The organism is Serratia sp. D1N4, assembly GCF_054552755.1.
The window spans coordinates 2,414,841-2,439,859 of record NZ_CM137274.1 but is presented as its reverse complement, the minus strand read 5'-3'; the positions used below and the strand labels follow the sequence as shown (position 1 = coordinate 2,439,859).

The window sequence follows — 25,019 nt, the reverse complement described above, 5'->3', positions numbered from 1 at the left end:
CATGATCTTTACTTCAGGCAGCTCACGTACTGGTTAGACAGCGCTGTCAGGAAATTCCCGTAGCTGTCTTTCCCCAGTGCGATGCCGGTGCCTAACGGGTCCAGCGTTCCAGAACGCACCTTGGTACCCTTGGCAACGGCATTGATTACGGCCGGCCTGAATTGTGGTTCAGCAAAAACACAGACTGCTTTCTGCTCAACCAACTGTGTTCGAATTTGATGTAAGCGCTGCGCTCCAGGCTGAATCTCGGGGTTGACGGTAAAATGGCCCAATGGGCTCAAGCCGAAGTGTTTTTCAAAGTAGCCGTAAGCATCATGAAAAACAAAATATCCCCTACCTTGCACAGGCGTAAGCATCTTAACAAGATTTTTGTCGGTTTGCGCTAGCTGATCCTCGAACTGGCGCAGGTTTGCGTCTAATTTGTCCTTCTTTTGCGGCATAAGTTCCAATAATCTGTCGTGAATCGCGATCGCAGTCACTTTCGCCACTTCCGGCGACAGCCAGAGATGCATGTTATATTCGCCATGATGATGGTCATGGCCACTTTCATTCGCTTCATGCTCATGCTCGTGATCGTCGTCGTCGCCTTTCATCAATAGCGGTTGCACGCTGGCCAGTTCACTGATCGACAGCTGCTTATTGGCAGCAACCTGCGTCAATGATTTAGTCAGAAATGCTTCCATATCCGGGCCGACCCACACCACCAGTTCGGCATCTCGCAGGCGTTGAATATCCGACGGGCGCAGGGCGAAGTCATGGGGAGATGCACCATCGGGCAACAACACTTCCGTTGGCGTTACCCCATCAGCAATGGCTGAGGCGATAAAACCCAATGGGCGAATCGAAGTCACTACCGCCGCCGTTGCCTGACCTGCCACCATCAGTGCGCTGGCAAGCAGTGCGCGCTGTAACCATTTATTTTTCTGAATCATCATGAGTTATCCCGTCGTTTTCAACCTAGGAACGTGATATTATAACATTCGGTTAGTTCTGCAAAATGTAATCACAACATGTCTACACTGACAACGCTAAAAAACATTTCTGTTACATTCGGTACCCGACGGGTTCTGACGAATATCTCACTCAGCCTGCAACCGGGCCGTATTCTGACGCTGCTTGGCCCCAATGGCGCGGGCAAATCTACGTTGGTGCGCGTGGTGCTTGGTCTGATCGCGCCCACAGAGGGCACTCTTGAGTGCCAGCCCAACCTGCGTATCGGCTATGTGCCGCAGAAGCTGCACCTTGATGCCACGCTGCCCTTGACCGTCAGCCGCTTTATGCGCCTCAAGCCCGGCGTGAAGAAGGCCGATATTCTGCCAGCGCTGAAACGCGTCCATGCTGCTCATCTGCTGGATCAGCCGATGCAAAAGCTGTCCGGTGGTGAGAACCAGCGCGTATTGCTGGCGCGTGCGCTATTGAACAAGCCACAACTCCTGGTGTTGGATGAACCGACTCAGGGGGTTGACGTCAATGGTCAACTGGCGCTGTACGATCTGATCGACCAACTGCGCCAGGAATTTGGTTGCGCCGTGCTGATGGTGTCCCATGATCTGCACCTGGTGATGGCAAAAACCGACGAGGTACTTTGCCTGAACCAGCACATCTGTTGCTCCGGTACGCCAGAAGTAGTCACCATGCACCCGGAGTTTATTGCCATGTTCGGCAACCGCGGTGCCGAACAACTGGCGATTTATCGCCATCACCATAATCACCGTCACGACCTGCAAGGCAGAATTGTGCTGAAAAAATCCGGGGGCCGTGAGGCATGATTGAACTGTTATTGCCCGGCTGGCTGGCCGGAGCGCTATTGGCCGTCGCTGCGGGCCCATTAGGATCTTTTGTGGTCTGGCGCAGGATGTCTTACTTTGGCGATACCTTGGCGCATGCTTCGCTGCTTGGCGTGGCCTTCGGTCTGTTATTAGACGTCAACCCGTTCTATGCGGTCATTGCCGTCACGCTGCTGCTGGCACTGGTGTTGGTCTGGCTGGAACGCCGCCCGCAGCTTTCAATCGATACCCTGCTCGGCATTATGGCGCACAGTGCGCTGTCGCTTGGCCTAGTGGTGGTGGCGCTGATGTCAAACGTGCGCGTTGATCTGATGGCTTACCTGTTTGGAGATCTGCTGTCGGTAACCCTAAGTGATATCTGGCTGATTGGCACTGGTGTGGTGATTGTGCTGCTGGTGCTCTGGTGGCAATGGCGCGATCTGTTGTCGATGACCATTAGCCCAGAAATGGCCCATGTTGACGGCGTTAATCTGGCGCGTGCGCGCACCATTCTGATGCTGGTGACCGCGTTGACTATTGGTTTGGCGATGAAGTTTGTCGGCGCGCTGATCATTACTTCGCTGTTGATCATCCCGGCCGCCACCGCACGCCGTTTTGCCCGCACGCCAGAGCAGATGGCCGGTTACGCCGTGTTGGTGGGGATTATTGCGGTCACCGGCGGCCTGACGTTCTCGGCATTTTACGATACACCGGCCGGGCCCTCGGTAGTGCTCAGTGCTGCGGTGCTGTTTGTGCTGAGCCTGTCGAAAAAGCAGCAGGCATAAGATCGATATCTGGGCGCATTATTGCGCCCTTGATTCTTACTCTTCCCGCGTGATGCCAAAATGCCTATACGCATGGTTAGTCGCCATGCGGCCACGCGGCGTGCGCTGAATAAAACCCTGCTGAATCAGGAAGGGTTCGATCACATCTTCGATCGTTTCACGCTCTTCACCAATCGCCGCCGCCAGGTTATCCAACCCCACCGGGCCACCGCTGAACTTGTCGATAATCGCCAGCAACAGCTTACGGTCCATATAGTCAAAACCTTCAGCATCGACGTTCAGCATATCCAACGCCTGCATCGCCACTGTGCCGTTAATGATCCCGTCGGCCCGCACCTCGGCGAAGTCGCGCACTCGGCGTAGCAAGCGGTTGGCTATACGCGGGGTACCCCGTGCACGGCGCGCAATTTCATGCGAGCCATCCGCAGACAGATCCAGCCCAAGGCAGTTGGCACTGCGCGATACGATATGCTCGAGATCGGCCACCTGATAAAACTCCAGGCGCTGCACGATACCGAAACGATCGCGCAACGGCGAGGTCAGCGAGCCCGCACGAGTAGTGGCACCAACCAGGGTGAACGGTGGCAGATCGAGCTTGATCGAGCGCGCCGCCGGGCCTTCGCCGATCATGATATCCAGTTGGTAATCTTCCATCGCCGGATACAGCACTTCTTCCACCACCGGTGAAAGGCGGTGGATTTCATCGATAAACAGCACGTCGTGCGGTTCAAGGTTAGTCAGCATCGCCGCCAGATCGCCGGCTTTTTCCAACACCGGGCCGGAGGTGGTGCGCAAGTTGACGCCCATTTCGTTAGCGACAATATTGGCCAGCGTGGTTTTACCCAGCCCCGGCGGGCCGAAGATCAGCAGATGATCCAAGGCATCGCCGCGCTGTTTTGCCGCCTGAATAAAGATTTCCATCTGCTCGCGCACATGCGGTTGGCCGACGTACTCTGTCAGCAACTTGGGGCGGATCGCACGATCCAGCACTTCTTCTTCGTTGAACGGCTCGGCAGAAATCAGGCGGTCTGCTTCAATCATTGTCTACCCCTTTGGCCTTAAAGTGCGGCACGCAGCGCGTCGCGGATCAAGGTTTCGCAATCCGCGCCCGGCTTGGCGATTTTACCGATCATACGGCTGGCTTCCTGCGGTTTGTAGCCCAGAGCCACCAGCGCCGAAGCCGCTTCTGCTTCAACATCCATTTCCGCGGCTTTGGCTGCGGTGGCTGGCAGGCTGATTTCGCTGCTGTTGTTGAACAGATCGCCATTCAGCCCTTTAAAGCGGTCTTTCATTTCTACCACCAGGCGCTCGGCGGTTTTCTTGCCCACGCCCGGCAACTTGATCAGCGTAGTGACCTCTTCACGTTCCACCGCGCTGACAAACTGCTGCGCAGACATGCCGGAGAGGATCGCCAACGCCAGTTTCGGCCCTACGCCGTTCACTTTGATCAATTCGCGGAACAGCGCACGCTCTTGTTTATCATTGAACCCATACAGCAATTGCGCATCTTCACGCACTACAAAGTGGGTAAACACGATCGCCTGTTGCCCCAGCTCCGGCAGTTCGTAAAAGCAGGTCATCGGCATATGCACTTCATACCCGACGCCATTGGCTTCCAGTAACACCAACGGTGGCTGCTTTTCCAGAATAATTCCTCTGAGACGACCTATCATTACCCCTCCTGAATGGATCCTTTAGTGGTGGCTGGCTGCCACACAATGCTGTAAAGCTTATACCATAAAAAAGGCTGGATGAATATCCAGCCCGAGTCTCACATTTAGCACTATTATTTCAACCGGCCACGCGCCAGATCCAACCGCCCTTCGTTCATCCGCAGCACGTTCTGGCTGAGATGGCAGTGGGTAATGGCGATCGCCAACGCATCGGCGGCATCGGCCTGCGGGTTGGCAGGCAGCTTCAGCAAGGCGCGCACCATATGCTGCACCTGTGCTTTTTCTGCCGCACCGGTGCCCACCACCGTCTGCTTAACCTGACGCGCCGCATACTCAAACACTTCCAGGTTCTGGTTCACAGCGGCAACAATCGCCACGCCGCGCGCCTGCCCCAGCTTGAGCGCGGAATCCGGGTTCTTGGCCATAAACACCTGTTCGATGGCGAAGAAGTCCGGACGGAACTGGGTGATAATTTCGCTGACACCGGCATAAATCAGCTTTAACCGCGTCGGCATATCGTCAACCACGGTACGGATACAGCCGCTGGCAACGTAGGTCAGTTGACGGCCCTGCTGGCGGATCAGGCCATAACCGGTAACGCGCGAACCGGGATCGATGCCCAGTATGATCGCCATTGCTACCACCACCCTGCGTTTAATCTTGCCTGGCGCTGCCGGCAGGCAACGCCATTAGTCACCTGCATTACAGCGTAGCGGCGATCTCGTCGGAGATCTCACCGTTGTGGTAAACCTCCTGCACGTCGTCGCAATCTTCCAGCATGTCGATCAGGCGCAGCAGTTTAGGTGCCGTTTCTGCATCCATATCGGCCTTGGTCGATGGGATCATAGAAACTTCAGCCGCTTCCGCTGTAAAACCAGCCGCGGTCAACGCATCTTTCACTTCGCCCAGGTTTTCCCAAGCGGTGTAAACGTCAATCACGCCGTCGTCATAGGTGACGATATCTTCTGCGCCCGCTTCCAGCGCCGCTTCCATCACCGTGTCTTCATCCAGACCCGGAGCGAAAGTGATCACGCCTTTTTTGGTAAACAGGTAAGCAACGGAACCGTCGGTACCGAGGTTGCCACCGCACTTGGTGAAAGCATGGCGCACTTCTGCCACGGTACGGTTACGGTTATCACTCAGGCATTCAATCATTACCGCCGTGCCGCCTGGGCCATAGCCTTCGTAAATGATGGTTTCCATATTGGTATCATCATCACCACCCACACCACGCGCAATCGCACGGTTCAGCGTATCGCGCGTCATGTTGTTGGACAGCGCTTTATCGACGGCCGCACGCAGACGCGGGTTAGCCCCCGGATCGCCACCGCCCAGTTTGGCTGCGGTAACCAGCTCACGAATGATCTTGGTGAAAATCTTACCGCGCTTGGAATCTTGTGCTGCTTTGCGGTGTTTGGTGTTGGCCCATTTACTATGACCTGCCATACAAATATCTCCAAAAATAACGACTGGATATACCCCTCATACTTCAAGGTGCAGGTACGCTGGCATTCCTGCACCTCGAATTATTCAGGGTATAGAATGGATCACAAACTCTTCAATCGCCTGCTGATTGCTCCACGACTTGGTCAGTTTGACGGCGTCCGCCGCCTCAAGCCATTGGTAGGCGTGATGTTCGGTCAATACCGGATCACGCTCTTCGGGCAGCGCCAGGCAAAACCAGTGCTCTTTATTACGCGTGGTTCCTGGCGCATAGCGATGCCGCAAATGGACGAAGAGTTCAAACTCCACACAGCGTTGGCAATCGAGCAGCGGTAAATCTTCTGCGCTGATGTCGATGCCAATTTCTTCTCTGACTTCACGCTGTGCGGCATGCGGCGGCGACTCCCCCTCTTCCAGGCTGCCGGTCACCGACTGCCAGAATTCGGTATCATCACGCCGCTGTAACATCAGCACCCGGCCACTGGATTGCGCATAAATCACCACCAGAATCGACTCGGGCCGCTTGTAATTCATCACTCGCTCTCTTGCTCGGCCGAGGCTTTCTTCACTACGCTGATCGCCAGCTCCTGCAAGGAGGCCGGGTTGGCGAAGCTTGGCGCATCGGTCATCAAGCAGGCCGCAGCGGTGGTTTTCGGGAAGGCGATCACGTCACGGATGTTTTCCGTACCAGTCAGCAACATCACCAAACGATCCAGGCCGAAAGCCAGACCGGCGTGCGGTGGCGTACCGTACTTCAACGCATCCAGCAGGAAGCCGAACTTCTCGCGCTGCTCATGCTCGTTGATGCCGAGAATGCCAAATACCGTCTGCTGCATTTCACCGCGGTGAATACGCACGGAACCACCACCCACTTCGTAGCCGTTCAACACCATGTCGTAGGCGTTAGCGATGGCAGAAGTTGGGTCTTTGGCCAACTCTTCCGGGCTCATATCGCGTGGTGCGGTGAACGGATGGTGCATCGCCGCCAAGCCGCCTTCGCCATCTTCTTCGAACATTGGGAAATCCACCACCCACAGCGGTGCCCAGCTGTCGAGCTTGGTGAGCCCCAGATCGCGGCCCAGTTTCAGACGCAGTGCGCCCATCGCATCGGTGACGATCTTGAAGCTGTCTGCGCCGAAGAACAGGATGTCGCCGGTTTGCGCATTAGTACGCGCCAGCACCGCTTCCAACACTTCTGCACTGAGGAATTTGGCGATTGGGCTTTGTACGCCTTCCATGCCAGCGGCACGGTCGTTAACTTTCAGCCATGCCAACCCTTTAGCACCGTAGATGTTAACAAAAGCACCGTATTCATCGATCTGCTTGCGGGTCAACTGCGCGCCACCCGGCACACAAATCGCCGCTACGCGGCCTTTGGCATCGTTCGCCGGGCCGGAGAACACTTTAAACTCGACGTCTTTGACCAGATCGGCCACGTCCACCAATTCCAGCGGGTTACGCAGGTCGGGTTTATCGGAACCGTAACGGCGCATCGCTTCGGCAAAGGTCATGATCGGGAATGCCCCTAGATCAACGCCCTTCACGTCCAGCCACAGTTCATGTACCAGTTGTTCCATCACTTCACGCACCTGATCGGCGGTCATGAAGGAGGTTTCTACGTCGATCTGGGTGAATTCAGGCTGACGGTCGGCGCGCAGATCTTCGTCGCGGAAGCATTTAACGATCTGATAATAACGATCGAAACCGGACATCATCAGCAGTTGTTTGAACAACTGCGGGGACTGCGGCAGCGCGTAGAACTTGCCTTTATGTACCCGGCTCGGCACCAGATAGTCACGGGCACCTTCTGGCGTGGCTTTGGTCAGCATCGGGGTTTCGATATCGAGGAAACCGTGGCTATCCATAAAGCGGCGCACGAAGCTGGTAATTTTGGCGCGGGTTTTCAGGCGATCGGCCATTTCCGGGCGACGCAGATCCAGATAACGGTATTTCAGGCGTGCTTCTTCGGTGTTGATCTGGTTGGAGTCCAGCGGCAACGGCTCGGAACGGTTGATGATCTCCAGGCCGTGAGCGAACACTTCCACTTCACCGGTAGCCATATCTTTATTGATCTGAGTATCCGGGCGGGCGCGGACGGTGCCAACGATCTGGATACAGAACTCGTTACGCAGTTCGAACGCTTTGTCGAACGCCGTTTTCTGGTCCGGATCGAAAAACACCTGCACGATGCCTGCGCGGTCACGCATATCAATGAAAATCAGGCCACCCAGATCGCGACGACGGTTGACCCAACCGCATAAAGTGACTTCCTGGCCGACATGGGCCAGATTCAACTGCCCGCAATATTCAGTACGCATACGCTATCCTTTTGACTTAAGCCGACTCCGCCGGAATGTTGCATTATTGCTCTTGTCCGCACGGCGGTTATCTATACCTGTCGCAGCGTGATCGCCCGTGTTCAACCAGAGCTGAAACGTGAAATCCGTTGGTATAGGTCGTTGGATTAAAGATTGGTGAAAAAAGGCGGCCATTATAAAGGAAATTCATGCTCCAGATAAGAGCGAACACTGCATTGTTGTAACGCTAAATCGGGCATCCTCTTCAGGCGTAACACATCAATTAACAAATTTTCTACTAACTCACAGCAGTTTTTCACGTAGCCTCAGGCAACGGCTTGCTGCCCAGCCATTGCCCCATGTGCCTGACGGCACAAATTTTATCCACTATGAGACGGATCCCAATGTTGAAACTTGACCCCCAATCCACCGCCTTGGTACTTATCGACTTGCAAGATGGCATTCTGCCCTTCGCCGTTGGCCCGCACAGTGCCAACCAGGTGGTCACCCATGCCGCCCACCTGGCAGGCCGCTTCCGTGCCTTGGGGGCGCCGGTATTTCTGGTGCGCGTCGGCTGGTCAGACTCTTTTGCCGAAGCATTGAAACAGTCGGTGGATAAACCTTCTCCAGCACCGGTCGGCGGCCTGCCAGATTCGTGGTGGCAATTCCCAGAGGAACTGGCGGTGAGCGACAGCGATATCCTGATCACCAAGCGCCAGTGGGGCGCGTTCTACGGCACCGATCTCGATCTGCAACTGCGCCGCCGTGGCATCAAGTCAGTCGTGCTGGGCGGTATTGCCACCAACATCGGCGTGGAATCCACCGCCCGCAACGCCTGGGAACTGGGTTATGAACTGGTGATCGCCGAAGACATGTGCAGCACCTATAGCACCGAGATGCACCAGTTTGCCTTCGACCATATCTTCCCACGCATTGCCCGCGTGCGCAGCACCAGCGAGATCCTGGCGGCACTGTAACGCAATCTGAAAACCTGCTAGGTTGTGGCTTGGAAAACGACGGATATACTAGGAAGACCACAGATTGATGTATATCGGATTACCGCAGTGGCAACACTCAGCCTGGAATCGCATCGGGCTGCGCGATCTGGCAGATTACAGCCGTTATTTTAACTGCGTGGAAGGCAATACCACCTTCTACGCGTTGCCGAAGCTGGAAATAGTCCATCGCTGGCGCGATATGACCAGCGATGATTTCCGCTTTTGTTTCAAATTCCCGTCAGATATCAGCCATAAAGCCGCGCTGCGCAACTGCGCCGCCGAAATCCAGGCATTTTATGATTGCCTGAGCCCGATCCATTCACGCATTGGGCAGCTTTGGCTGCAACTACCTGCCGCTTTCAGCCCTGAGCACTTACCCATCCTGTGGCAGTTTTTCGATGCCCTGCCGCAAGCCTTTACCTACGGCGTGGAAGTGCGCCATCCGGCATTTTTCGCCAAAGGCGAGGACGAATTAGCGCTTAACCAAGGGTTGCATCAGCGCGGCATCAACCGAGTGATCCTGGACAGCCGCCCGGTGCATAATGCCAAGCCAAACACCGCAGCCGTTCGCGATGCACAGCAGAAGAAGCCCAAATTACCGGTACACGCGATCGTCACCGCCAACAATCCGTTGGTGCGCTTTATCGGCGGGGATGTACTGGATGATAATTTGCGCTGGTTTGCGCCCTGGCAGCAGAAGCTCCCGCTCTGGCAGCAACAGCATCAACCTTATCTGTTCATTCATACGCCAGATAACGCTGATTCACCACAGCAGGCACAAAAAATCTGGCAACAGCTGCACCAGACTATTCCGAATTTACCGGCGCCGCCCGACTGGCCAGAACAGAACGCCTTGTTTTGAGCGATAAATCTGACCGATTGCATCAGTTTTTTCCTCGCGACAGTAACCACAATGGCAGCTATCATGCTGGTGGCCTGATTTAATTAGGGAATGGAGTTAAAAATGGTAAGCGCGCTCTATGTGGTGCTCGGCGCATTGTTGTTGATCAAACTCTCTTATGACGTCGTTAGATTAAGAATGCAGTATCGTGTCGCCTACGGCGACGGTGGCTTCTACGAGCTGCAAACCGCGATCCGTGTACATGGCAATGCCGTAGAATACATCCCTATCGCCACCGTCCTGCTGGTGATTATGGAGATGAACGGTGCTGAAGTCTGGATGATTCATCTTTGTGGTCTGCTGCTGATGGCGGGCAGGCTGGTGCACTATTATGGCTTGCGTAACCGCGAGGTCAGTTGGCGCCGTTCAGGAATGGCGGCCACTTATATCTCGTTAATCCTGATGGTCATCGCCAATATCGTCTATCTGCCCTGGGATCTGGTTTTAAGCCTGCATTGATCCCCCCGCTGTACCGCTACAGTTTGAAAGACGACGGGTATACATTATTTCCCGTCTTTTTCTGCTAGTATACGCGCCTTCGAATTCTGACCTGATTTGCCGCTATGCCAAACCGCGATACTCTTTTTTCCGCACCGATCGCCAAATTGGGCGACTGGACCTTCGACGAACGCGTCGCCGAAGTTTTCCCTGACATGATCCAGCGCTCCGTTCCGGGCTATTCCAATATCATCTCGATGATTGGCATGCTGGCCGAACGCTTTGTCCAACCGGGCAGCCAGGTGTATGACCTTGGCTGTTCACTTGGTGCTGCAACGCTGTCGATGCGGCGGAACATCAACGTGGCTGGCTGTAAGATTATCGCCGTCGATAATTCACCGGCGATGGTCGAACGTTGCCGCCGGCACATCGACGCCTTCCGCGCCGAGACGCCCGTCGACGTGGTTGAAGCGGATATTCTGGATATCAACATCGAAAATGCTTCGATGGTGGTGCTGAACTTTACCCTGCAATTCCTTGAGCCAGCCGATCGCCTGCGCCTGCTACAGCAAGTGTACCGTGGGCTGCGGCCCGGCGGCGCGCTGGTGCTGTCGGAGAAATTCAGCTTTGAAGATAGCGACGTGGGTGAACTGCTGTTCAATATGCATCATGACTTCAAGCGTGCTAACGGCTACAGCGAGCTGGAAATCAGCCAAAAGCGCAGCATGTTGGAAAACGTGATGCTGACAGATTCGGTAGAAGCCCATAAAGCACGGCTGCGGCAGGCAGGTTTTGAACACGCAGAAGTCTGGTTCCAATGCTTTAACTTTGGTTCGCTGATCGCTCTGAAATCGGGAGAAACCGCATGATTGAGTTTGGTGATTTTTATCAGCGCATTGCCAAAGGGCCACTCAGCCATTGGCTGGATACCCTGCCCGCGCAAATCAGCGCCTGGCAGCGTGAATCGCTGCATGGCAAGTTCAAACAGTGGTTCAACTCGGTAGAGCATTTGCCGCAACTGACCCCGACGCATCTCGATCTACTGCACGGCGTGCGCGCCGACATGGATCAACCGCTGTCGCCCGGCCAGCTCGAAGGCATCGAGAAGATGCTGCGTACCCTGATGCCGTGGCGCAAAGGGCCGTTTTCTCTGTATGGCATTGATATCGATACCGAATGGCATTCCGACTGGAAATGGGATCGCGTTCTGCCACACATTGCCCCGCTGGCCGGTCGCACCATTCTCGACGTCGGCTGCGGCAGTGGTTATCACCTGTGGCGGATGATCGGCGAAGGCGCCCATCTGGCGGTGGGTATCGACCCGATGCAGTTATTCCTCTGCCAGTTTGAGGCCGTGCGCAAACTGTTGGGCGGAGATCAACGCGCTCATGTACTGCCGCTGGGTATTGAACAACTGCCGGAATTGGCAGCGTTCGACACCGTGTTCTCTATGGGCGTGCTGTATCATCGCCGCTCACCGCTGGATCATCTGTATCAGCTGAAAAACCAACTGGTTGCCGAAGGGGAACTGGTGCTGGAAACGCTGGTGGTAGAAGGCGATCGCCATCAGGTACTGGTACCGGGCGATCGCTATGCGCAGATGCGTAACGTTTACTTTATCCCTTCCGCAGAAGCGCTGAAATGTTGGCTGGAGAAATGTGGTTTTGTCGACGTCAAGATTGCTGACATGTGTATCACCAGCACCGAAGAGCAGCGCCGTACCGGTTGGATGACCAGCGAATCCTTGGCTGAATTCCTTGATCCAAACGATCGCAGCAAGACCATTGAAGGCTACCCAGCGCCACTGCGTGCGGTATTAACCGCGAGAAAACCCTGAACAAGGGTTTTCTCCGGCCAGTTAAGACTCTACCCGTCAGACTTCAAGTTATACCCCCGTAAACTCCTGTCGACTGCGAGCCTCATTATTGAGGCTCGCTCTGTAAGCTGTTCAAATCGCTGCTCGACGGCGCACCTTTCTGCAATTCAAATTATCCAAGATATAGAAGTAGCACTTTACATACAGAACATTTATTGATGTATTTCTCACAGAGTAGCTATTTTTATTTGGATTGTTCTTATCCAATTATTTATACTCAATAGGCTTCATGTTGTATGTAAATGCAATAATTTTCATGCTGAAGTCAAAAACTCATTCATGCCCTGAATAAATCGAGTTGTAGAAAGGCGCTGACATAGCTAATCCTGAGAGGCTTATTAAAATTATAGCAAAGTCTTATCTTTTAGTGTCGGGAAATGCAACGAGCTCTCAATGGCTGAATTAGACCACAAGCAATTCATATAAGGAAATCACAAACATACAAATAAAGAATACATACCTCTACAGCGTGACATGTGGAACTGATATTTTTATCAAAAACAATAAAAGGAATTGAAATAATGCGTGTTATGAAAATTTTAAAACTACTCGTCTTTTCAGTATTAGGAATAGTTTTAAGCATTATATTACCTCTAAATGCGAATGCAGCTGCTTTAGAACCTAATGAGGCTATTTGGCCTGTTCCACATATTTATGAGCAAAGAGACTTTAAAATAAAAGGCAAAGGAATAGCCTCTGAAGTAGCGAGTTCTCAACTGCGTGAATCGTGGGCCACATGGAGCAGATATGAACCAACGGGTATCTATACCAGAGCAAATGAAACATTAACCATTAATGTTTCCTCAAAGGCAAATGTATTTGCTTATATTCAATCCTATGCGTTATATGGTTCATCAAATTCTTGGGATGAAAAATCATTTAAACTACAACCCGGCAAGAACATAATATCATCACCAAAAGGTGGGGTTTTGTATCTTTCTAATGAAGAGGGAACAGGAGATGTTGCTATCTCAGTACAGGGTGGCTCCCATATTCCGGTCTTCGAAAAATATCACCATTCAATGTCTGACTTGATGGCGATGTTAGATAAATATAAAAATGCTCCTTATGTCGAATTTATTAGCGAGCGTGGATTAATTACCGCAACCTACGGTGCTGTCGCCCAATACTATTTACAAAAGAATGCAACCGACCCGGTAACTTTACTGGAAAGGCTTGATATTGTTTTAGCTGCTCAAGATCATACCGCTGGCTATGATGAGCAAAACGGTCCAAACAAACAAGATCACCATTACCGACATATGATTCAAGATACAAAAAGTAGTTTATATATGTACACAAAGACATACCGTACAGCCTATGTAAATAATAGTATAAATGCCGTGTTAGATGGATTTATCTCAAAAGCTTGGGGCCCAATGCATGAAAATGGACATCAGCAGCAAAGCTTGGCGATGAACTTTAATCAAATGACGGAAGTTACCGTCAATATTTATAGTTTAGCCGCAGAAAAACTGCTTGGCCAGACATCGAGATTAGAAAGCGAAGATATTTACGCTAGAATATTCGAATATTTAGACCGCCCTCAGCAAGATAAAGACTATATCCAGATTGAAGACCTATTCGTGAAGTTAGGGATGTTACATCAATTGTCACTAAGCTTCGGGGATCAATTCTATCCACGGTTACACCGTGAGTATCGAGAAAAAAATCGAACTGAAATCAATGTATATGGTAAAGAGCAAATATTTATCTATATGGCCTCAAAAGTATCAGGCTACGACTTGACTCCTTTTTTTGCAATGTGGGGATTATTGCCCTCTAATGATACGAAAGCTGAAATTAAAAAACTAAATCTGGACATATTGACACAAGAGATTTGGAAAAGTACAGACTCTAATCCTGTGATTGTTCCTTCTTTACGTATACAGGCTGATAAAATCAGTTTAACATTGAGTAATGAAGTTTTCTCTAGTAACCAACGATTTGTTGTTTACCATAACGGTCAATATGCTTTTGAGACCTATGCGGGTAAACATTATTATTCTCAGAAAGACACTTCCAACCCTTATGTAACCACTGTGGTGTATGTAAAAAACAAACCCTCTTATGGTGATAAAATAGATGTCTATCTGGTTCCTGGGACACCAGGGCAGCCAATTGATTTCTCTGCGAGCACTCACTTGATATCCAAAATTCATACCGGTGATATAAGCTTAAACGTCAGTGATGCTGGCTTTGAAAGCACAATGGATATTGGTTTATTCAATAGTAAAACAAGAATCCTCTTCTTATATAACGGCAAGTACCTAGGCGAAACATACAATGGCGTTAGTTACTATCTTGCCAATAGCAAGACTAACCAAAAACTCAACATCTTTAATCGCAATCCATTATATGATGGCGATAAAATAGAGATATATAAAGTACCAGGGCAGCCTGGAGAGCGAACCAATATATCAGAGGGAGTACTGTTGGCTTCGCAAGAGCTACTAACAGCACCGGCTACGCCAGAAAAGTTTGACGATATTTCTTTGGATAACATTTCTTTCGATTGGACTGCAACAGGTTTTACAGTTTCGCTACCGTCCGACCTGTTTTATAGCGATCAGCGAGTAGTGCTTACAAAAAACGGGCAGTATCTAGGGGAGTTTTACCAAGGTATAAAGTATTATTTAACCCTAACCCATACTAATCCGAATATTGTAACAATAACCCAAAATGTTTCTCTAAACCCAAAAGACGAAATATTACTATACGTAGCACCAGGTTCACCTGGCATGTCCGCAGATGTCTATCAGATGAGCAACTTATTGTTAAAGAAAGTCTTTAACTAAATGCCTTAAATGCTGTTTATAGTTGGCGCAAACTAAAGGCAGCACAGACGCAACGCCTGTGCTGCCAGCCTTAGGCTACCGTTGACTGCTGCACCCGCTCTTCTTGGGGCATAACCGGCTGCCGGTTATATCCCCATATCCCTTTAGCGAAAATGGCACAGGCGGTGATCAACGCCGGAATCGCAATGATGGCAAATACCTGAGCAAACTCCCACTCCAGCGCCAACATTTGCGCTCCGGCAAAGGCGCTCAGTATGGCACCGGTACGGCCAATGCCGTGCATCCAACTGGAACCGGTAGCGCGTGCTTCGGTGGGGTAATAGCCAGCAGAAAGTGCGTTCATGCCGGTATTGGCACCGTTGAGGCAAAAACCACAGCCGAAGGCCAGCAGCCCCAGTAAGATCTCGCTGTGTGACGCCAAGCCAATCGACAAGGTAAAGGCCGCTCCCACCAGATAAATACACCCCAGCGCCCGATGCGGGTTAACCCGATCCATCATCCAACCGGCAAACAGAGAACCGAAAGTTCCACCCGCCTGATACAGCGCCGTGATCACCGCCGCCTGTGCAACGCTAAGGCCGATCTCTTTCACCAGCGTCGGCAACCAACTGCCCAACAGATAGACCAGAAACAGCGCCATAAAATACCCGATCCACAGCATAACGCTACCGAAGCGGTAATCACGTGAGACAACAATACGCACCGCTCCTTTGCCCTCACCCACCAGCGGCGGTAGCGTAAAGCGGGTTTCTGGGTGGGTGCTGCCCGGTGCCAGTTTTTCAACGATCTTGCGAATGCGCTGTGCGCTGGCGCGTTTAGTGACCAGAAAGCGCACCGATTCCGGCAATTTCAGCAGCAACAATGGCACGCTCAACAACGGCAAAATCCCGCCTAACAGCAGCAGAGAATGCCAGCCGAAGCGCGGGATCAGCCAGGAAGCGGCAAATCCACCGATCGCAGCACCAAAGGTAAAGCCGCAGAACACCACGGTGATCAGGAACGACCGTTTTTTCTCCGGCGCGTATTCGGAGATCAGCGTACCAACATTGGGCATCGCCGCGCCCATGCCCAGCCCGGTCATAAAGCGGAAAAAGATCATCTGATCGATATTCTGCGAGAAGGCGGTGACGATGGTCCAGAACCCGAAGAAAAATACGCTATTGATAATAATTACCCGGCGGCCTAGCCGATCCGCCAGCGGGCCAGAGAGCAGCGCCCCGAGCGTTAACCCGACCAGCGCGGCGCTGATCACCCAACCCAACTGTTGGTTAGCGACACCCCATTGCGATTTCAGCTCCGGCGCAATAAACCCCATCAGGGTAATATCGAAGCCATCTAGGGCAATCACAATGAATCCCAAGCAGATAATCAGCTTTTGAAAACGCCCCAAGGGACGCTGGTTAATCAATTCCCTTACATCTATCTCGTTTGCAGCCACAATATTTCCCTCCGTACATTCGGCTATGCCGCAGACGTTGCTCATCATGAACGCGGTAGAATCTATCTCCGCGTCGTCGAGCCATACACCTGCGAACGATGGCAACAACAACGATAAAGCGGGCGATTATCGCCCGATGATTCGTATATCGTACCTAGAATGTAAGAATTCGCACGGGTGGCAGCAATGGGGTAATGCGATAATTTGGGCGGTTATCGAACTGTTTGGTACGTTTATTTTCGGTTAACTCAGCGTATTTTACAACTAAATAGCTGTTTAATGCATTGAAATTAAATGAAATGATATTTCTTACTTACGCCGTTTATCACAAACGCAAAGGGTAAAAATATTGTTGCAAATATGTGAAGCGCATCATATCCAGTGGCTTGCAGCTTAGTCGACACCTCTGCATCACCTTTGACAGCTGTCACAAATCTCATACCAAACGTTTACACAAAGAACCATATGGTTCATTTTATGATGACACTGGCAACCTAGCCACACCTTGAGACAATCGGAGCTCATCATGAATGCGAACACTACTTTTGCAGCATCGCGCCCACCGCTTTATCTGCTGGCCCTGTTAGGTAAAGATATTCAAGGCTCTCTGTCCCCCCAGTTGTACGAACACGAAGCCCGTCGCCAGGGCTTGCGTTGCAGTTACCAACTACTGGACTTTACCCAGCGTGGCTGGGGCGCAGAAGCCCTGCCGGATGTGTTGCGCAGCCTGGAAACCCTCGGTTTTACCGGCTGTAACGTCACTCACCCGTTCAAACAGCAAATCATCCCTTATCTGGATCAACTCTCACCGCAGGCTAGCGCGATTGGTGCGGTCAATACCGTCCTGTTTCGCCACGGCCAGCGTATCGGTCACAATACCGACTGCCCCGGTTTTATTAGCCATTTCCGCCGCAATCTGCCAGACGTGAATATTGAACACGTGTTGCAGGTTGGCGCTGGCGGCGCAGGCAGCGCCAGTGCCTACGGTCTGTTGGAATATGGCGTCAAACATCTGGCGTTGTACGATCGCGATACGGCACGCAGTGAAGCACTGTATCAGCAGTTGTTACTGCATTTTGGTTCCGATCGCGTCAGCATTACCGAAAACCCGCAGCAGGCATTGGCCAACAGCAGCGGCCTGGTGCAGGCAACGCCGATCGGCATGAGCGGCCACCCCGGCATGCCGATCAATGTTGACTGGTTAACACCGCGCCACTGGGTGGCCGATGTGATTTACGTTCCGCGGGAAACGGAGTTGGTCCTGCGCGCGCGCGCCAAAGGCTGCCAGGCGATTGGCGGCGACGGTATGGTGGTATTCCAGGCCGCCCAAGCGTTTGAGCTTTACACCGGCCTGCAACCGGACCGCGAACATATGCTAGAGATTTTTCAGCAGGCCTGTAATACCGGCGTATAGGCCAGAGCTAACCCTGGCGCATCGCCGCCAGGCGTGCCGCACCATTGGCCGCACCGTACTGGCTATAGCCACCGCGCCTTTCCAGCAGTTCAAAGAAGAAACACCCGCCGGTAAACGGCTGGGTGTAAACATGCAGCAATTCGCCCCCCGCCGGATCGCGATCGTAAAGAATATGGTGCTGCCTCAGGCAAGCAACGAATCCCGCATCCAGGCTAAACCGGGTTGCCAGATCGTCGTAGTAGTTATCTGAGATGGTCAGCAGCGCCACGCCATTTTGCCTGGCGCTAGCCACCGCCTGAAAAATATCGGCCGTAGAGAAAGCCACGTGCTGTAACCCGCTGCCATGATAAGCCTCCACGGTGCGCGCGCTGAGCGTTCCCAGGCTTTGCGAAACGTTCAGCGGTAAACGGATACCGTAGCAAGGCGTATGCAACGCCTTGCTACGTACCAGCCCGTAAGGATCGGGCAGCAACTGCTCGCCATCCGCCTGCATTCCTAGAACGCTGCGCAGGAACATCACCCAGTTCTCCAGCGAACCGGCAGGCATCGCCAAGGCCAGATGATCAATCCCCTGCAACTGCGGGCCTGAAATATCAAGCGGTGGTTGCAGGTGAAAATCATCCTGATACACGTCGCTGGTCTGCTCGCCAAACAGGTAAATCAGGCCGCCATCCGGCGCACAAAGCGCCGGGATCTCATGCTCATTAGGGCCAACCTGCCCCTGATAAGACGGATAGGCAAAATCTCTGGCTCGCTGTAACAATGCCTGAGGGCGATCGCTGCGGCAGGCCAGAGCGCACAGCGAAGCGCCGTGTTGCTCACGGTAGCCAGCGGCAAAGGAGTCTGGCTGCTGGTTAAGCACTACTCTGACCCCACCATTCTGGTAAAGCGCCACGCGCTTGGAACGATGATCGCCGCAGTGGCTGAACCCCAGTTGCCCAAGCCAGCGCGCCAGTTCATCGGATTCTGCGGCATTAACGGCAAACTCCAGAAATTCGATCGCCTGGCGCTGTGGCAACGGCGCACTGCTGAACAATCCGCGCTCGACTCGCCCCTGCGCGGCCTGCGCCTGCTCTTCCAACAGCAATAGCGAACGCAGGCCATCCTGTGCCGTTGCCGCACTGGGCGCTGCGCGGAAACCATCGTTGAACACCTCCAGCGACCACGGGCCACGATATCCTTTGCGTAACAGCGCAGCGGCAAACTCCACCAGCGGCAACGCCCCCTGGCCGGGGAAGCAGCGGAAATGACGGCTCCATTCGATGACCTCCATGTTCAACCACGGAGCATCTGCCAGTTGCAGAAAGGCGATCTTTTCCAGTGGAATATCATCCAACTGATCCAGGTGATCGCCCAACGCTAAGATGTGAAAACTGTCCAATGCCAAGCCCAATGCCGGGCTGTCAACCGCCCGCACCCGCTCCCAAGCCTGCCGATAGCGGTTGACATGCTGGCCCCAGGCCAACGCTTCATAGGCCACCACGATTTCCTGCTGTTGCGCCAAGGCAGCCAACTGCGCCAAGTCCTCGACCTGCTGCTCGAATTGGCCACAACTGTCTGGCGACACATTGCTGCACAACAGCATGCGATCGCACCCCAATTCCTGCATCAGCGCAAACTTGCGCCGCGCGCGTTCCAGATTACCCGCCATCAGTGAACGTGGTGCGCCTTCAAAATCACGAAACGGCTGATACAAGGTAATGGCTAAGCCCAGATCCTGTGCTCGCTGGCGTATTTCTGCCGGTTTACCCGGAAAGTAGAGCAGATCATTTTCGAAAATTTCTACACCATCAAAGCCAGCGGCAGCAATGGCTGCCAGCTTTTCCGGTAAGGTACCCGCAATGGATACCGTGGCAATTGAACGCAGCATAAGACTCCCCCCTATTGATAACCCAAACACCCTCCCGCACCGGGTAAAACACGGCGCCACTCTCTTTTGTACCAAAAGGTTCATATTGTCAAACAGGTTCAAAGCGGCAGTAACAACTCTTTAACAGCGATCACAAAACAACCGGAAAGCGAAGGTTGTATTGGAAGAGTCCGGCAGTTACTCTTGTCGGGTGTTCCCTCAACTGCCAACCTCTTGATGTTAAATCCTATCGACTCACCAAGCGGCAAACGTAAAAACGATCCCCAGGGTTTGAAACTGCGCATTTTTACCAGTGCACTGCTGGAATTTGCCGAATACGGCCTCAAAGGCGCGCGCCTGGAGAATATTGCCCAGCAGGCGGAAACCACCAAACGCATGGTGGTCTATCACTTCAAGAACAAGGAAACGCTGTATCTGGCGGTGCTGGAGCACGTCTACCAGCACATCCGCGATCATGAATCTGGGTTAGCCTTGGATACCCTGCCACCTGCGGAAGCCATCGTCAGGCTGGTGGAGGAGAGCTTTAATTACCACGTCACGCATCCTGACTTTATTCGGTTGATCTGCATGGAAAACATGATGCGCGGTAAATACATCAGCCAATCCCCGCATATCCGAGCGCTCAACCAGAGTGCCCTGACGCTGCTGGAAGATATCCTGGCGCGTGGCAAAGCCAAGCAACTGTTTAATGACGAAGTGAGCGCCCATGACGTCCACCGTTTGATCAGTAGCCTGTGTTTCCACCACGTCTCCAACCAGTACACTTTCAATACGCTTTTTGAAAGTAATCAATCGCCAGAAGAACAGATTACCCATCACCGGAAAATGGCGGTAGTCGCCACAACCCGCTATTTGGCGCGGTAAATAGCACTAACCTTTACCCAGCCACAATAGCATTACATTACTTTTGGCTATGTAAATACGATGTAAATTTCACTTTATTGTAACAACTCGCCACTTATACACTGCCGAGGGTCAAGCCTATTCCCCTCACCTTATCGATAAGGAGTGCCCTATGAGCAGCAGCGAGCTGTATCAACGTAATCGCGATCGCCATCCGCCAACCTACTCGCCGGAATACAAAAGCAGTGTGTTGCGCTCGCCGCGTAATGCGCCGATCTCATTGCAGAATTCGCTTTCCGAGATCACTGGCCCGGTATTTTCCAGCAGTGAACTCGGGCCGTTAGACAACGATCTGATCCTGAATTACGCCAAGCAAGGTATGCCGATTGGCGAGCGGATTATCGTGCACGGCTACGTGCGCGACGAAAACGGCCAACCAATGCGTAATACGCTGGTTGAAGTATGGCAGGCCAACGCCGGTGGTCGTTATCGCCACAAAAAAGATCAGTATCTGGCGCCGATCGACCCTAACTTCGGCGGCTGCGGGCGCATGCTCACCGACGATAAAGGCTACTACGTTTTCCGCACCATCAAGCCCGGCCCCTACCCTTGGCGCAACCGTGTCAATGACTGGCGCCCGGCGCATATCCACTTCTCTCTCTCCGGTGACGCCTTTGCACAACGCTTGATCACCCAGATGTATTTCGAAGGGGATCCGCTGATTGCACACTGCCCGATCGTGCGTTCCATCAATGACGATGACGCGGTGCGCTCACTGATCTCGGTCCTCGATAAATCCGCCTCCGTGCAGCTCGACAGCCTGGCTTATCGCTTTGATCTGGTGCTGCGTGGGCATCGCGCAACGCTGTTTGAAAACCGCTTACAGGGGAAAGCCTAATGTTGAAAGATACCTATCTGCTGGAAACGCCTTCACAAACCGCTGGCCCCTACGTGCATATCGGCCTGGCCCCCCATGCCGCCGGTTTTGACATTTTCGAAAACAACTTTGGCCCGGTGCTGACCAACGCCGAAACCCGCGGCGAGCGTATCCGTATTGAAGGCCGGGTGTTCGACGGCAGCGGTACGCCGCTGCGTGACGTCCTGCTGGAAATGTGGCAGGCCAATGCGGCTGGGCGTTATCAACACCCGCAGGATCGCCAGCATGACAAAAGTCTGGACCCTAACTTTCGCGGTTGGGGGCGAGCCTGCTCCGATTTCACCAGCGGTGTTTATACCTTTGACACCATCAAGCCCGGCGCGGTCATTGGGCGCGATGGCAGGCTGATGGCACCGCATGTCAACCTGTGGATCGTGGCGCGTGGCATCAACCTGGGTCTGCATACCCGCATGTATTTTTCCGATGAGGAAAGTGCTAACCAGGCCGATCCGGTGCTCAATCTGGTCGAACAGGAAGTACGGCGCAATACGCTGATTGGTCACAAAAAAACCACCGCAGACGGCACCCTCTATCAGTTCGATATTGTGCTGCAAGGGGAAAATGAAACGGTATTTTTCGATTTGTAATCCAGAGATCGGCCAATCCCGTTCATAACGGCAGGGAGATGAGTTACTCTGCCGTAACCTTGATGACGGAGTGGCCGCGTGATAGATAACAACAGCGTTTTTACCCAGCGTATTCGCCTGCGTCATATCCACTGCTTTGTTGCCGTCGCCCGGGAAGGTTTCCTGCACCGGGCGGCGGAACGCCTGAATCTGAGCCAACCGGCACTGTCGAAAACCCTCAGCGAGTTAGAAGCCCTGACCGGCGTCACCCTGTTCGATCGCGGCCGCCACGGCGCACGGCTGACCGCGCAGGGCGAGGTGTTTCTGGCCCATGCGCAGCGCATTATGGCAGCGCTGGCCGACGCTGGAGACGTGCTGGCGCAGCAGGCCCATGCTCTGCCGCCGCCGCTGCGCGTGGGTGCTCTGCCCACTGCCGCGCTGGGCGTATTGCCGCCGGTAATTGCCCATTTTCAGCAGCTTCACCCCCATCTGCGCATCCAGGTCACCACCGCGCACAATACGGCGCTGCTGGCACAGTTACAAAATGGCGAACTGGATCTGGCGATTGGCCGCATGGCCGATCCACAGATGATGAGCGGCCTGCTGTTTGAATTGCTGTTTCTAGAAGAGTTGCAGGTGGTGGCGCAACCCGCCCACCCGCTGCTGCGTGAAACCCTGACGCTGGAAAATGCCTTGCGCTACCCGTTGGTTGTTGCCCCCAAAGGCACCGTGCCGCGCCAGAACGCCGAAGCGCTGCTGGCCGCCAGCGGCCTTTCCCTACCGGCCCAACGGGTGGAAACCCTGTCACCTTCGCTGGCACGACGGCTGACGCTGCAATACGACTATCTGTGGTTCGTGCCTTCCGGCGCGGTGCAGGACGATCTCACCGCTGGCAGGTTGCTGCCGCTGCCGTTCAGTGGGCCAGGAACCTCGGAACCGGTGGGGATCATCGTGCGTAATCAGGAGCACTCCGGCGGCGCGTTGCAAGATTTTATCGCTGCGGTGCGCCGCGAAGCAGTGGCAATACGACCCTAGCCGTTCAGCCTGCTGCCGCATCCATTTCGGCGAACACCGCTTCAGCCAAATGAAACGCTGCATTGGCGGCGGGTAAACCACAATACAGCGCACTTTGCATCAACACCTCTTTAAGTTCTTCACGGGTGACGCCGTTGTTGAACGCTGCCTTCAGGTGCATGCGTAATTCCGCTTCCCGGTTGAGGGCGATCAGCATCGCGATGGTGATCAGGCTGCGGGTATGGCGCGCTAAACCGGGGCGAGTCCAGATCTCCCCCCAGGCGTAGCGGCTGATAAAGTCCTGAAACTCCTGGTTGAGCGGCGTCAGATTGCTCAGCGTGCGATCAACGTGGGCATCCCCCAGCACTTCGCGGCGCACCGCGATCCCTTGCTGGTAACGCTGTTTATCATCCATGTTTGCTCCTCAGTTATAAGCGGTTATTGATGTTGTGGCTTTGGCGCGTGCCAAAACCTGTTGGATAAACACCGATGCGCTGCCCAGCGCGTTGGCCGGATCGAGCAGTTCGGCCAGCTGTGAGCGATCGAGCCACTTCAGCACCTGCTCATCCTGTTCCAGCACCGCCAGCAAAGACAGATTCTCTGCCTGCGCGCGTTGGCAAGCTTGCTCAATGTGCCGGTGAGCATTCAGGCGCCCCATGGGTTCGCCCAACGCCATGGTGACCGCTTCAGCCAGAATCAGCCCGCCGGTCAACGCCAGATTATCCGCCATGCGGGCCGGGAAAACCTGCAACCCATCAATCAGCGGCACGCTGGCCGCCAGCGCCCCGGCGCTGAGCATCATCAGTTCTGGCAAGCTTTCCCATTCGGCGTGCCAACCACCCAGGCCACGTTCGTGCTCTTGCAGCATCGCCTGATATAGGCCGCTCACCAGCGCGGGTGCGCGCATGGCCGCCGCCAAAATCACCGCACAGGACACCGGATTGCGCTTGTGTGGCATGGTTGAAGACCCCCCGCGCCCTTCGGCCTGCGGTTCGGCAACCTCAGCGATTTCGGTCTGGCACAGCAGTGAGATATCCCGCGCCAGCTTGCCCAGCGTTCCTGCCAGCCCGGCATACCAGCCTGCCACTTCTAGTAAGCGGTCACGCTGGCTGTGCCAAGGGGTGTCGGCTTCCGTCAACTGCAAACGCTGCGCCAGCAGAGCCGACACCGCTTTGCCCTTTGCCCCCAGCGAATTGAGCGTACCGGCGGCACCGCCAAATTGCAGCACCAGCACCCGTGGCAGCATCTGTGTTAGCCGCTGGCGATAGCGCAGCAATGCATCCAACGTGCCTGCCAGCTTTAACCCCAGAGTGGTCGGCAGTGCCTGCTGCATCCAGGTTCGCCCCACCATTAGCGTTTCGTGGTGAATTTCAATCTGGCGCACCAGCGCCGCGATCAGTTGCGTCAACTGGCTATCGGTCTGCGTTAATGCGTTGCGCAGTTGCAGCACCAGCCCGGTATCAATCGCATCCTGGCTGGTTGCCCCCCAATGGACAAAACGCGCCGCCTGCGGATCCTGTTCGGCCACTCGCGCGGTCAGTTGGCGCACCAAAGGGATCGCCAGATTGCCCGCCAGTGCCGCAGCGTTCGCCAGTGAACCCGCATCCAACAGCTCGCTTTGGCAACAGCGAGCGATGGTTTCTGCTGCCGAGGATGGGATCACACCGGCTTCGGCCTGCGCCTGCGCCAATGCCGCCTCAAAATCCAGCATCCCTTGCAAAACCGCCGCGTCGCTAAAGCAGCTATTGATCGCGGAAGGCCGTAGCAACGGTGTCAATAATTCCATCATCTCTCCTGTTCTCTATTCACTCTGGGCAACCCGTCAACGTTAGCCTTGCTAACCAAACAGCGTCAAGGGCGATAATCGTTATAGTGTGCGCATATCGCACATAATTGGATCCCGATTGATTTGCAATCAGATTTTGTGATCAGAACACGGTTTTCACGCGCTAACTTGCTGCC

At 53.8% G+C, this 25,019-nt stretch carries 24 protein-coding genes; 13 read left to right on the top strand and 11 right to left on the bottom strand.

The annotated features are described in order from the left end of the window. Positions 1–8: 8 nt before the first annotated feature. The gene (gene znuA, locus ACX1CU_RS10595) at positions 9–932 is read right to left on the bottom strand and encodes a zinc ABC transporter substrate-binding protein ZnuA (protein ID WP_459402779.1); all 924 of its coding nucleotides are present in this window, start codon (positions 930–932) and stop codon (positions 9–11) included. A gap of 78 nt (positions 933–1,010) precedes the next feature. Between znuA and znuC the strand changes: the two genes are divergently transcribed. Both znuC and znuB read left to right on the top strand, forming a co-directional pair. Further along, positions 1,011–1,769 (top strand): zinc ABC transporter ATP-binding protein ZnuC, encoded by a 759-nt coding sequence (znuC, locus tag ACX1CU_RS10590; protein WP_459402508.1) that lies wholly within the window; start codon positions 1,011–1,013, stop codon positions 1,767–1,769. After that, positions 1,766–2,551 (top strand): zinc ABC transporter permease subunit ZnuB, encoded by a 786-nt coding sequence (gene znuB / locus ACX1CU_RS10585; RefSeq protein ID WP_459402507.1) that lies wholly within the window; start codon positions 1,766–1,768, stop codon positions 2,549–2,551. The genes znuC and znuB overlap by 4 nt, the downstream gene beginning before the upstream one ends. 36 nt (positions 2,552–2,587) lie before the next feature. On the opposite strand, the gene ruvB is transcribed toward znuB, so the two are convergent. From ruvB to aspS, 6 genes are all read right to left on the bottom strand, one after another. Beyond that, the gene (ruvB, locus tag ACX1CU_RS10580; RefSeq protein WP_459402506.1) at positions 2,588–3,592 is read right to left on the bottom strand and encodes a Holliday junction branch migration DNA helicase RuvB; all 1,005 of its coding nucleotides are present in this window, start codon (positions 3,590–3,592) and stop codon (positions 2,588–2,590) included. Between the two features lie 17 nt (positions 3,593–3,609). Next, on the bottom strand, positions 3,610–4,224 hold the full coding sequence (gene ruvA / locus ACX1CU_RS10575) for a Holliday junction branch migration protein RuvA (RefSeq protein WP_459402505.1): 615 nt from the start codon (positions 4,222–4,224) through the stop codon (positions 3,610–3,612). Positions 4,225–4,337: 113 nt separating this feature from the next. Beyond that, entirely contained in the window at positions 4,338–4,859 is a 522-nt protein-coding gene (gene ruvC / locus ACX1CU_RS10570; RefSeq protein ID WP_459402504.1) for a crossover junction endodeoxyribonuclease RuvC, read from the bottom strand. 67 nt (positions 4,860–4,926) lie between these two features. Then, on the bottom strand, positions 4,927–5,670 hold the full coding sequence (locus tag ACX1CU_RS10565) for a YebC/PmpR family DNA-binding transcriptional regulator (protein WP_459402503.1): 744 nt from the start codon (positions 5,668–5,670) through the stop codon (positions 4,927–4,929). A gap of 84 nt (positions 5,671–5,754) precedes the next feature. Then, positions 5,755–6,201 carry a dihydroneopterin triphosphate diphosphatase gene (nudB, locus tag ACX1CU_RS10560; RefSeq protein WP_459402778.1) on the bottom strand — a complete coding sequence of 149 codons (447 nt, stop codon included), beginning with the start codon at positions 6,199–6,201 and terminating at the stop codon, positions 5,755–5,757. Next, complete coding sequence (gene aspS, locus ACX1CU_RS10555; protein ID WP_459402502.1) at positions 6,201–7,985, bottom strand: aspartate--tRNA ligase; 1,785 nt, start codon at positions 7,983–7,985, stop codon at positions 6,201–6,203. Before aspS ends, nudB begins: the two co-directional genes overlap by 1 nt. A 383-nt stretch (positions 7,986–8,368) precedes the next feature. Here aspS and ACX1CU_RS10550 point away from each other — a divergent pair, with 383 nt between their 5' ends. From ACX1CU_RS10550 to ACX1CU_RS10525, 6 genes are all read left to right on the top strand, one after another. Next, positions 8,369–8,941 (top strand): hydrolase, encoded by a 573-nt coding sequence (locus ACX1CU_RS10550; protein ID WP_459402501.1) that lies wholly within the window; start codon positions 8,369–8,371, stop codon positions 8,939–8,941. A 67-nt stretch (positions 8,942–9,008) separates the two neighbouring features. Beyond that, on the top strand, positions 9,009–9,824 hold the full coding sequence (locus ACX1CU_RS10545) for a DUF72 domain-containing protein (protein ID WP_459402500.1): 816 nt from the start codon (positions 9,009–9,011) through the stop codon (positions 9,822–9,824). Positions 9,825–9,926: 102 nt separating this feature from the next. After that, complete coding sequence (locus ACX1CU_RS10540) at positions 9,927–10,322, top strand: MAPEG family protein (protein WP_459402499.1); 396 nt, start codon at positions 9,927–9,929, stop codon at positions 10,320–10,322. A 104-nt stretch (positions 10,323–10,426) separates the two neighbouring features. Next, positions 10,427–11,170 carry a carboxy-S-adenosyl-L-methionine synthase CmoA gene (gene cmoA / locus ACX1CU_RS10535; protein ID WP_459402498.1) on the top strand — a complete coding sequence of 248 codons (744 nt, stop codon included), beginning with the start codon at positions 10,427–10,429 and terminating at the stop codon, positions 11,168–11,170. Further along, a complete protein-coding gene (cmoB, locus tag ACX1CU_RS10530) occupies positions 11,167–12,138 on the top strand; it encodes a tRNA 5-methoxyuridine(34)/uridine 5-oxyacetic acid(34) synthase CmoB (protein WP_459402497.1) in 972 nt (323 codons plus the stop codon). Before cmoA ends, cmoB begins: the two co-directional genes overlap by 4 nt. 560 nt (positions 12,139–12,698) lie before the next feature. Then, the gene (locus tag ACX1CU_RS10525; protein WP_459402496.1) at positions 12,699–14,975 is read left to right on the top strand and encodes a M60 family metallopeptidase; all 2,277 of its coding nucleotides are present in this window, start codon (positions 12,699–12,701) and stop codon (positions 14,973–14,975) included. Between the two features lie 70 nt (positions 14,976–15,045). Here the strand turns inward: ACX1CU_RS10525 and ACX1CU_RS10520 are convergent, their stop codons facing one another. After that, positions 15,046–16,458, bottom strand: a complete 1,413-nt coding sequence (locus tag ACX1CU_RS10520; RefSeq protein WP_459402777.1) for an MFS transporter — start codon at positions 16,456–16,458, stop codon at positions 15,046–15,048. Positions 16,459–16,939: 481 nt separating this feature from the next. Between ACX1CU_RS10520 and ACX1CU_RS10515 the strand changes: the two genes are divergently transcribed. After that, complete coding sequence (locus tag ACX1CU_RS10515; protein WP_459402495.1) at positions 16,940–17,827, top strand: shikimate dehydrogenase; 888 nt, start codon at positions 16,940–16,942, stop codon at positions 17,825–17,827. Positions 17,828–17,834: 7 nt separating this feature from the next. Here ACX1CU_RS10515 and ACX1CU_RS10510 read toward each other — a convergent pair whose 3' ends face one another. Further along, positions 17,835–19,697 (bottom strand): bifunctional sugar phosphate isomerase/epimerase/4-hydroxyphenylpyruvate dioxygenase family protein, encoded by a 1,863-nt coding sequence (locus ACX1CU_RS10510; protein ID WP_459402494.1) that lies wholly within the window; start codon positions 19,695–19,697, stop codon positions 17,835–17,837. 216 nt (positions 19,698–19,913) lie between these two features. Here ACX1CU_RS10510 and ACX1CU_RS10505 point away from each other — a divergent pair, with 216 nt between their 5' ends. From ACX1CU_RS10505 to ACX1CU_RS10490, 4 genes are all read left to right on the top strand, one after another. Beyond that, positions 19,914–20,561: a TetR family transcriptional regulator gene (locus ACX1CU_RS10505; RefSeq protein WP_459402493.1), complete on the top strand. Its 648-nt coding sequence runs from the start codon at positions 19,914–19,916 to the stop codon at positions 20,559–20,561. Positions 20,562–20,712: 151 nt separating this feature from the next. Further along, positions 20,713–21,438 carry a protocatechuate 3,4-dioxygenase subunit beta gene (pcaH, locus tag ACX1CU_RS10500; RefSeq protein WP_459402492.1) on the top strand — a complete coding sequence of 242 codons (726 nt, stop codon included), beginning with the start codon at positions 20,713–20,715 and terminating at the stop codon, positions 21,436–21,438. Then, complete coding sequence (gene pcaG / locus ACX1CU_RS10495) at positions 21,438–22,064, top strand: protocatechuate 3,4-dioxygenase subunit alpha (protein ID WP_459402491.1); 627 nt, start codon at positions 21,438–21,440, stop codon at positions 22,062–22,064. Before pcaH ends, pcaG begins: the two co-directional genes overlap by 1 nt. 81 nt (positions 22,065–22,145) lie before the next feature. Then, complete coding sequence (locus tag ACX1CU_RS10490) at positions 22,146–23,078, top strand: LysR substrate-binding domain-containing protein (RefSeq protein ID WP_459402776.1); 933 nt, start codon at positions 22,146–22,148, stop codon at positions 23,076–23,078. Positions 23,079–23,082: 4 nt separating this feature from the next. Here the strand turns inward: ACX1CU_RS10490 and pcaC are convergent, their stop codons facing one another. Both pcaC and ACX1CU_RS10480 read right to left on the bottom strand, forming a co-directional pair. Beyond that, positions 23,083–23,472, bottom strand: coding sequence for a 4-carboxymuconolactone decarboxylase (gene pcaC / locus ACX1CU_RS10485; protein WP_459402490.1), 390 nt, complete (start codon positions 23,470–23,472; stop codon positions 23,083–23,085). Between the two features lie 9 nt (positions 23,473–23,481). Beyond that, the gene (locus ACX1CU_RS10480; protein ID WP_459402775.1) at positions 23,482–24,843 is read right to left on the bottom strand and encodes a 3-carboxy-cis,cis-muconate cycloisomerase; all 1,362 of its coding nucleotides are present in this window, start codon (positions 24,841–24,843) and stop codon (positions 23,482–23,484) included. Positions 24,844–25,019 lie beyond the last annotated feature (176 nt).

What these genes read in the sequence shown, in the direction of transcription:
- ACX1CU_RS10510 (WP_459402494.1), bottom strand. Translation starts at nt 19,697, where the DNA reads ATGCTGCGTTCAATTGCCACGGTATCCATTGCGGGTACCTTACCGGAA.
- ACX1CU_RS10525 (WP_459402496.1), top strand. Translation starts at nt 12,699, where the DNA reads ATGCGTGTTATGAAAATTTTAAAACTACTCGTCTTTTCAGTATTAGGA.
- nudB (WP_459402778.1), bottom strand. Translation starts at nt 6,201, where the DNA reads ATGAATTACAAGCGGCCCGAGTCGATTCTGGTGGTGATTTATGCGCAA.
- ruvC (WP_459402504.1), bottom strand. Translation starts at nt 4,859, where the DNA reads ATGGCGATCATACTGGGCATCGATCCCGGTTCGCGCGTTACCGGTTAT.
- ACX1CU_RS10545 (WP_459402500.1), top strand. Translation starts at nt 9,009, where the DNA reads ATGTATATCGGATTACCGCAGTGGCAACACTCAGCCTGGAATCGCATC.
- ACX1CU_RS10520 (WP_459402777.1), bottom strand. Translation starts at nt 16,458, where the DNA reads ATGAGCAACGTCTGCGGCATAGCCGAATGTACGGAGGGAAATATTGTG.
- cmoA (WP_459402498.1), top strand. Translation starts at nt 10,427, where the DNA reads ATGCCAAACCGCGATACTCTTTTTTCCGCACCGATCGCCAAATTGGGC.
- ruvB (WP_459402506.1), bottom strand. Translation starts at nt 3,592, where the DNA reads ATGATTGAAGCAGACCGCCTGATTTCTGCCGAGCCGTTCAACGAAGAA.
- ACX1CU_RS10515 (WP_459402495.1), top strand. Translation starts at nt 16,940, where the DNA reads ATGAATGCGAACACTACTTTTGCAGCATCGCGCCCACCGCTTTATCTG.
- cmoB (WP_459402497.1), top strand. Translation starts at nt 11,167, where the DNA reads ATGATTGAGTTTGGTGATTTTTATCAGCGCATTGCCAAAGGGCCACTC.
- pcaG (WP_459402491.1), top strand. Translation starts at nt 21,438, where the DNA reads ATGTTGAAAGATACCTATCTGCTGGAAACGCCTTCACAAACCGCTGGC.
- ACX1CU_RS10480 (WP_459402775.1), bottom strand. Translation starts at nt 24,843, where the DNA reads ATGGAATTATTGACACCGTTGCTACGGCCTTCCGCGATCAATAGCTGC.
- ACX1CU_RS10505 (WP_459402493.1), top strand. Translation starts at nt 19,914, where the DNA reads ATGTTAAATCCTATCGACTCACCAAGCGGCAAACGTAAAAACGATCCC.
- ACX1CU_RS10565 (WP_459402503.1), bottom strand. Translation starts at nt 5,670, where the DNA reads ATGGCAGGTCATAGTAAATGGGCCAACACCAAACACCGCAAAGCAGCA.
- aspS (WP_459402502.1), bottom strand. Translation starts at nt 7,985, where the DNA reads ATGCGTACTGAATATTGCGGGCAGTTGAATCTGGCCCATGTCGGCCAG.
- ACX1CU_RS10540 (WP_459402499.1), top strand. Translation starts at nt 9,927, where the DNA reads ATGGTAAGCGCGCTCTATGTGGTGCTCGGCGCATTGTTGTTGATCAAA.
- znuB (WP_459402507.1), top strand. Translation starts at nt 1,766, where the DNA reads ATGATTGAACTGTTATTGCCCGGCTGGCTGGCCGGAGCGCTATTGGCC.
- znuC (WP_459402508.1), top strand. Translation starts at nt 1,011, where the DNA reads ATGTCTACACTGACAACGCTAAAAAACATTTCTGTTACATTCGGTACC.
- znuA (WP_459402779.1), bottom strand. Translation starts at nt 932, where the DNA reads ATGATTCAGAAAAATAAATGGTTACAGCGCGCACTGCTTGCCAGCGCA.
- ruvA (WP_459402505.1), bottom strand. Translation starts at nt 4,224, where the DNA reads ATGATAGGTCGTCTCAGAGGAATTATTCTGGAAAAGCAGCCACCGTTG.
- ACX1CU_RS10550 (WP_459402501.1), top strand. Translation starts at nt 8,369, where the DNA reads ATGTTGAAACTTGACCCCCAATCCACCGCCTTGGTACTTATCGACTTG.
- pcaC (WP_459402490.1), bottom strand. Translation starts at nt 23,472, where the DNA reads ATGGATGATAAACAGCGTTACCAGCAAGGGATCGCGGTGCGCCGCGAA.
- pcaH (WP_459402492.1), top strand. Translation starts at nt 20,713, where the DNA reads ATGAGCAGCAGCGAGCTGTATCAACGTAATCGCGATCGCCATCCGCCA.